Here is a 6,621-nt window from a genome sequence, read left to right as displayed (position 1 = left end):
CCCGCGGCACCCTCCGTGCCCCGGCCCGTAGTGCCCCGGCCCGTACCCCTGTCCGCGTCCCCGCCGTGCCGCACCGCCGCGGCGAGCGCGCCGCCGAGCGGCCCGGCGAGCCCGAGGGCGCCCCGCTCCTTGTGCGCGAGCAACAACGTCCGCACCACCCCTTCGTAGGCGACCGCCGCGCTCACCCCCGGCAAGCCGGGCGGCGCCCGCTCGGGCCGTACCCGCCGTACCTCCCTTCCCTCCAGAACCTCCCGGCACCCGCCGCACGCGAGCGCCCCGGCCGACCCGCACCCGAAGCACTCCGCGGGCAGCACCAGCTCGGCCAGCGCACTCCACCACCCGTCCACACCTCCACGATCCCCCTCGCCCACCCGCCGAACCCCCGCCACGGCAGATCTGTGGACAGACTCCCGAAACCCGTCACACGGCCCACCCGTAAGGGTGAACGCCGTGACGGGAACAGCCGAGTTGTCCACAGGCGAAGCCCGATAATCGGCCCGCACACAGGCGGTGCCCCCGTCAACCCCCGTGCACAGGACGGGGTGACAACGGGACCGCCTCTTCGGGCAACCACCCTGCCCCAAGGACACCTGACGGGGCATCGGGCCCGCTCGTAAAGTCCGGGAGTGAGCCTCTGGACTTCCCTCGATCCCGCCTCCGCGACAGTGGACCCGGGTGGCAGTACGACGGTGCGGCTGCGGTTGCGCAACACCGGTGACGTGGTGGACGAGTACCGATTCGAGGCGGTGGGGGCGCTCGCCCCCTGGACCGTCGTGGAGCCGCAGTCGCTGCGGCTGTACCCGGGCACGACGGGAACGGTCCGGCTGGAGTTCGCCCCGCCGCGTATACCGGACGCGGCGGCGGGCCCCCATCCGTACGCGGTGCGGATCACGCCGACGGAGCACCCGGAGGCGGTGACGGTCCCGGAGGGGGTCGTCACGGTCACACCGTTCGAGGAAGTGCGTGCCGAGCTGGTCCCGCCCGTGGTGAAGGGACGTTTCCGCGGGCGTCCGCGACTGGCCGTGGACAACCTCGGCAACGTCAAGGTGACCGCGTCGGTGAACGGGAACGACAACGGCGATCAGCTCTCGTACGACATCCGTCCGGGCAATGTGCAGATCGAGCCGGGCCGCGCGGCGTTCATCGAGACGACGCTGCGGCCGCGGCGGATCACCTGGTTCGGCTCCGCGGAGCAGCGCCCCTTCACGCTGGCGGTGCGGCGCTCGGGCGTGACGCCGCTGGACGTGGAGGGCACGTACGTGCAGCGGGCCTTCGCGCCGCGCTGGCTGGCGGCCTGCCTCGGCATCCTCACCGCGCTGGCGCTCACCTTCGTGATGCTGTGGATCGCCTACAAACCCCACGTCTCCACCGCCGCCACCGAGCAGCTCCAGCAAGCGGGCGTCAGCACTCTGCCGCCCGAACCCACGCTCAGCCCGCAGGCGCCGAAGGCCCCGCCCGCCGCCTCCGCTCCCCCCGTCGCCGCCGCGCCGCAGGAGAGCGAAACGGGCGACGGGGGCGGTTCCGGGCAGCAGGAGTCCAAGCCGCCGCAGAAGGCAGCCGAGCGGACCGCGGCGACCGCCGTCAGGGAACTGGCGGCGGAGGACCCGGGCGGGCGGCACATCTGCTACCGCGTCTACGTGCGGGACAAGGGCTGGACCGAACCGGCGTGCGACGACGCCCCGGCGGGCACCCCGGGCTCGGGGGCGCAGCTCACGGCCGTCAACGTCTCCGCATCCGGGACCAACGGCACGACCGGCGGCGCCTTCGTGCCCGATCCCGCCTCGACCAAGGGGGAGGGGCACTACCCCGACCCCTGGACGAACGCCGCCGATGGCGTCGACCACTACTTCGGCAGCACCGACGACGACGCCCCGTACCTGATGGGCTTCAGCATCAGCGTCAACCGCGGCAAGGACGCCGTCTGCCAGTCCTCCTACGTCCACGACGACGACTGGCTCGGCCTGGCCTGCGACGATCCCACCAGCGGCTTCGCCTTCACCTACGTGGGCACCCACGACAACAAGCTGTGGATCGAGGCGGTACGGCTCAAGGTGTGAACGGGGCCGCGGACGCGCGGGGCACCGCCGAAGCCCGCCCCGCAGCCCGCTACCCCCGTCCCTCCTTCACCAGCGCCTCCACGTTGTTGCCCACCGGATCGCTCACGAAGGCGCAGTACGCCCGGTACTCCGCCCAGTGCCGGGGCGCGTACCGGTCGGTGCCGCCGTGGGTGAGGGCCGCGTGGTGGAAGGCGTCGACCTCGGCGCGGTTCCCCGCGGCGAAGGCGAGGTGGAGGCCGCGGGTCTCGGCGGCCGGGTCCGTGACGTGTTGCAGCGCGAGCGACGGGGTGTCGTGGCCGTCGTGCCAGTACTCGGCCAGGCCGTCCGCGCGGTAGCCGGGGACGATGCCGAGCGGGGCGAGGGCCGCCGTCCAGAACCGTTCCGCCGCCGCGAAGTCGGTGACGAACACGCCGAGATGGTGCACGAGGAGGGGACCGTGAGCGCTCATGCGGCGAGCCTACGGGCGTGGCGGCCGACCGCCCGGGAGGCACGGCAACGCGCGCGACAGGCGCCGGAGCCCAGGGCCCGCCCCCTCACCGCGTCCCTGCCGCGCTCTCCCCGACGCCCTCCCCGGCCGCACCGTCCGCCACAGCCACACCCTCAGCACGCTCCGCCCCGCCCGCACCGCCCTCCGCTGCCGCCGCCGCCCGCCGCGCCGCCTCGACCCGGCGGTTGCTCGTCATGGACGCCGTGACGGCCGTCGTCGCCAGGAGGAGGACGGCGGCGACGTAGATCGGGGTGCGGATGTCGTAGGCGGTGGCCAGCCAGCCGCCGAGGAAGGCCCCGAGGGGAGCGGCGCACATGGCGAGCATCCGGGAGGTGGAAGTGACCCGGCCCATGAGGTGGGCCGGGACGATCGCCTGCCGCAGGGAGGGCCCGAGCACCATCGTGGCGCCCATGGCCGCCCCGCAGACGGCGAGCGCGAGCCCGGCCGCGTACGGGTTCGGGGCGGCGGCCAGGCCCAGGATGGCGAGCGCTTCGGTGGCCGCCGTGCAGGCCAGCGCCGTACCGGTGCCGAGTCGCCGGCCGAGCCAGGAGGCGAGGACCGCGCCGAGCAGGCCACCTGCGGCCTCGGCGGTGAGGAGCAGGCCGAAGCCGTAGGTGTCGATGCCGAGCCGGTCGTGCGCGAAGAGGGCGAGGACGGTGTCCACGGCGAGGAAGGCGACGTTCCCGACCGCCGGTCGCAACGCGAGCCCGAGCAGCAAGCGGTCCCGGAAGACGTACGAGGCTCCGGCCCGTGCCTGCCGCAGCAGCGACTCCCGGACCTCCGGCACGGCCCGCGGCACGCCGGGCAGGGTACGGACGAGCAGGGCGGAGCACAGGAACGACACCGCGTCGGCGAGCAGTGGAACCGCCCGTCCGCCCGCGAGCAGCGCACTGCCCGCGGGCGGCCCCAGGAAGCCGGACATGACGGTCTGGGCGCCGCGCAGACGGGAGTTGGCGCGCTCCAGGAGTACGGAGTCGCGGTGGAGCAGTTCCGGCAGATAGGCGCTGGCGGCCGTGTCGAAGAAGAGGCCGCCGAGCCCGAGAAGGAAGGCGACGGCCGCGAGCAGCGCGATGCTGAGCACGTCGAGCACGGCCGCCGCCGCTGGTATCGCGAGCAGCACCGCCCGTCCCGCGTCGGCGAGCCACATCGTGCGCCGCCGGTCCCAGCGGTCCACCAGCGCGCCTCCGACGATCCCGAGGAGCAGCCACGGCAGCGTCCCCGCGGCCGTGACGACGGCGAGCGCCATCGGGTCCCGCGTCAGCGTCAGGGCGAGCAGCGGTAACGCGGCCTGTGTGACACCGTCGCCGAGCGAGGAGATCGTCTGCGCGCTCCACAGCCTCCCGAACCCGGTCGGCAACTTCTCCTCGCTACGGCCCGTTCGGCGCTTCACTCGGCTTCCCTCTCCGCCTTGTCCCCCGCCACCGGGCGGAACAGCGCGAAGGCGAGGGAGACATCCGGCAGCGCGGGGTCGGACAGCTCCCGGTACTCGGCCGCCAGCGCCTCCAGCCGCGCCCCCAGCTCCGCGAACTGCTCCTGCGTGAGGCGCAGATGGCTGAGCTGTACGTGCCGCTCACCCCCGGCCGGAGCCGCCTCCAGGTCCGCCACCACGTGCCGCATCAGCACATCCGGCTGCCCCGCCCCGGGCTCCGGCAGCACGATCGACCTCGCGGCCATCGCGTAGTACCGCTCGTGGACCCCGCGCACCTTCCGCGTCCGCACCACCTTCACCAGGCCGGCCCGCTCCAGGAGCCGCACGTGATAGCTGGAACTCCCCTTCGCGAGGCCGACCCGCCCGGCGATCTGTGTGATCGTCGCCGGTTCGAAACGGAGCACGGCCATGATCCGGTGACGCGTGAGGGAGGAGACGGCGCGCAGTTGCTCGTCAGTGGTGACGTGGAACGCCTCGGGAGGCTCATCGGTAGGCATGCGAGCAATGGTCAACGTTTCTTGACCATATGGCAAGAGCGTATCGCTCGGACTTCTCCGGTCGTCAACTGCTCAAGACAGGGCGGGACTTCGCTCCGCAGGCGGGCAGGGAATGAGCCGGCGGTACGGGGACGAGGCCGGACGCGCGTGCGCGGCGAGGCGGCCGTACGGGTACGGGCGGGCGTGCGTACGGGTACGAGGCCGGGCGTGGCACGGGATCACGCGCCCGTTCGCGGCACGGGGCCGGGCCCGACAGCCCCGCCCCGCACCGTCACCCCGGGTAGAAGGGCGCCGTCCCCTGCTTCGACACGGTCTCCCAGTTCATCCCCGCCGGGAGCCGCACGATGCCGTCCGAGGAGTGGGCGACGAGCGGCAGGCCCGGATCGTCCGAGGCCGCGATGTCCGTGACGCCGTTGAGGCCCGGCAGGGTCGACTTCGGCGGCACGGAGCCGTCGCTCAGCACGTACTGGAGCTGGCGCACGCCGCCCTCCTCGCGGCCCGCGACGACGAGGCGGCTGCCGCCCGCCCAGGACATCGCGGTGACCTCCTCCAACTGCGGTGCGGCGGCGCGCAGTCCGCCCACCGAGATCTTCGTCGCCTCGCCCTCGCCGACGCGTTCGACGCGCCCTATCCGCAAGGTCGTCTGCTTGCCCTCGCGGACGAGCAGCGCGATCCGCACCCCGTCCGACGAGGCCCGCACCGCCTCGATCCGGTTCCCCTCGCCGAGCCCGGCGACCTTCACCTCGACCGGCTCGGCCGAGCCCTTGCGCACCCACATCAGGCGCGGGTTCTTCGGGTCCGTGTCGGCCACCCACAGGTCGCCGTATCCGTCCCAACTCGGCGTCGAGAGACGGTTCTTCTCGTCGGCCGCCTTGCTCCGCACGTTCGTGAACCGCAGTTCGCCCGTACCCGCGAGGGCCGAGACGAAGAGCCGGTCGCCGCTGAGGGAGACCCCGGCCGCGTACTTCTCGTCGCGCGAGACCGCGGCCGACCGCAGCTCCTGGTCCCCCGTGCCGAGCGGGCCCGGCACCCCGCCGGGCACCCCGTCGTCGCGGCCGGCGTCCTCGAAGTTCACGAGCCGGTGGTTCTTGTCCAGGTAGTACTGGTTGGGCTCCTCCGCCTTTCCGGCACCCTGCCGAACGACCGCGTCCGCCTCGTCCTCGTCGAGCGTGCACAACGAGCCCTTGCGGGCCCGAAGTTCGACCATCTTGACGCTGGTCGACGCCAAGTCGCGCAGCGAATAGAGCAGTTGGGTCGCCATCTTCCGGCACTCGGCGGCGCTCACGTCACCGCTGTTCACGTCGAGCGGCACGGTGAGCCGGTTGTCGTCGTCGGGCACGAGCGCGGTCGTCCCGCGGCGCAGCGCGATCCCGTCCGGGAAGCTGCTCCGGGCGGCGCCGCCGAGCCACGCCGAGGGGCCGTCGAGCACCGCCTTGACGGTCTGCGTGACCGAGTCCTCCCACGAGCGGATGTACACGGGGTCGGCGACGAGCGGCTGGCGTCCCGCCTCGCTGCGCGCGGCGAAGTAGTACTTGTTGACGGGCCAGTACAGCCGCTGGAAGTCGTTCTTGCCGAGCACGACGCCGGTCGGGGGGCGGTCGATCCGCCACTCCTTCTTGTCCTTGCCCGTCCGCACGAGTTGCACGGTCTCCTGGTACGTGGCGTCGCTCGGGTGGTACGAGAGCCGGTCGTCGACCGTCGCGACCTTCTTGCCGGTCAGGACGTACGTGTAACTCGTCGCCTGCGCCGGGTCGTCGGCCTCGTTCGGGGGCGTCCCGCGCGCCGCGCTCGGCAGGGCGCTGTCGGTGAGGACCGTCGTCCTGCTGCCGGGCTGCCACTCGCGGGACGCCTTCTCGGTGAGGTACTTGCGCGCGACGGCGTAGTCGCGGTCCTCGCTCGTGAGCGCTTCGAGGAAGCCGTCGACGACCTCGATCGGCCGCGCCCCGTCCCGCGGCGCGACCCCGAAGACGCGCACCCGGGGATCGTTGCGCGTCGAGGAGTCCACCGGCTGCACGTCCCCGTGATCCGGCATCGAGGCACACCCGGCGACGAGCGCGCCGACCGTCGCGAGCACGAGCCCGCCGCTCCAGCGACGGCGCGGAGCGGGGACGGCCGGAGCGGGCGTGGCGGCCCGGGCGGCCGGGGTGGCGG

5 protein-coding genes and 1 pseudogene are annotated in these 6,621 nt (G+C 73.4%); 1 reads left to right on the top strand and 5 read right to left on the bottom strand.

All coding sequences use genetic code 11. The features are described from left to right. A pseudogene (locus G3I42_RS38475) lies at positions 1-347 on the bottom strand (ComF family protein); the annotation flags it as partial. 279 nt (positions 348-626) lie between these two features. Here G3I42_RS38475 and G3I42_RS25180 point away from each other — a divergent pair. After that, positions 627-2,057, top strand: coding sequence for a hydrolase (locus G3I42_RS25180; RefSeq protein WP_343244657.1), 1,431 nt, complete (start codon positions 627-629; stop codon positions 2,055-2,057). A gap of 49 nt (positions 2,058-2,106) precedes the next feature. Here G3I42_RS25180 and G3I42_RS25175 read toward each other — a convergent pair whose 3' ends face one another. From G3I42_RS25175 to G3I42_RS25160, 4 genes are all read right to left on the bottom strand, one after another. Further along, positions 2,107-2,505, bottom strand: coding sequence for a VOC family protein (locus G3I42_RS25175; RefSeq protein ID WP_164289583.1), 399 nt, complete (start codon positions 2,503-2,505; stop codon positions 2,107-2,109). Positions 2,506-2,590: 85 nt separating this feature from the next. After that, entirely contained in the window at positions 2,591-3,901 is a 1,311-nt protein-coding gene (locus tag G3I42_RS25170; RefSeq protein ID WP_164289587.1) for an MFS transporter, read from the bottom strand. A 29-nt stretch (positions 3,902-3,930) separates the two neighbouring features. Beyond that, positions 3,931-4,470, bottom strand: coding sequence for a winged helix-turn-helix domain-containing protein (locus G3I42_RS25165; RefSeq protein WP_164289581.1), 540 nt, complete (start codon positions 4,468-4,470; stop codon positions 3,931-3,933). A 271-nt stretch (positions 4,471-4,741) separates the two neighbouring features. After that, complete coding sequence (locus tag G3I42_RS25160) at positions 4,742-6,544, bottom strand: LpqB family beta-propeller domain-containing protein (RefSeq protein ID WP_164289585.1); 1,803 nt, start codon at positions 6,542-6,544, stop codon at positions 4,742-4,744. Positions 6,545-6,621 lie beyond the last annotated feature (77 nt).

This window comes from Streptomyces sp. SID11385, assembly GCF_010548245.1.
Taxonomy (GTDB): Bacteria; Actinomycetota; Actinomycetes; order Streptomycetales; family Streptomycetaceae; genus Streptomyces.
Note: the sequence above shows the minus strand (reverse complement) of the source record. Positions and strands in the feature narration are given on the sequence as shown.

What these genes read in the sequence shown, in the direction of transcription:
- G3I42_RS25175 (WP_164289583.1), bottom strand. Translation starts at nt 2,505, where the DNA reads ATGAGCGCTCACGGTCCCCTCCTCGTGCACCATCTCGGCGTGTTCGTC.
- G3I42_RS25165 (WP_164289581.1), bottom strand. Translation starts at nt 4,470, where the DNA reads ATGCCTACCGATGAGCCTCCCGAGGCGTTCCACGTCACCACTGACGAG.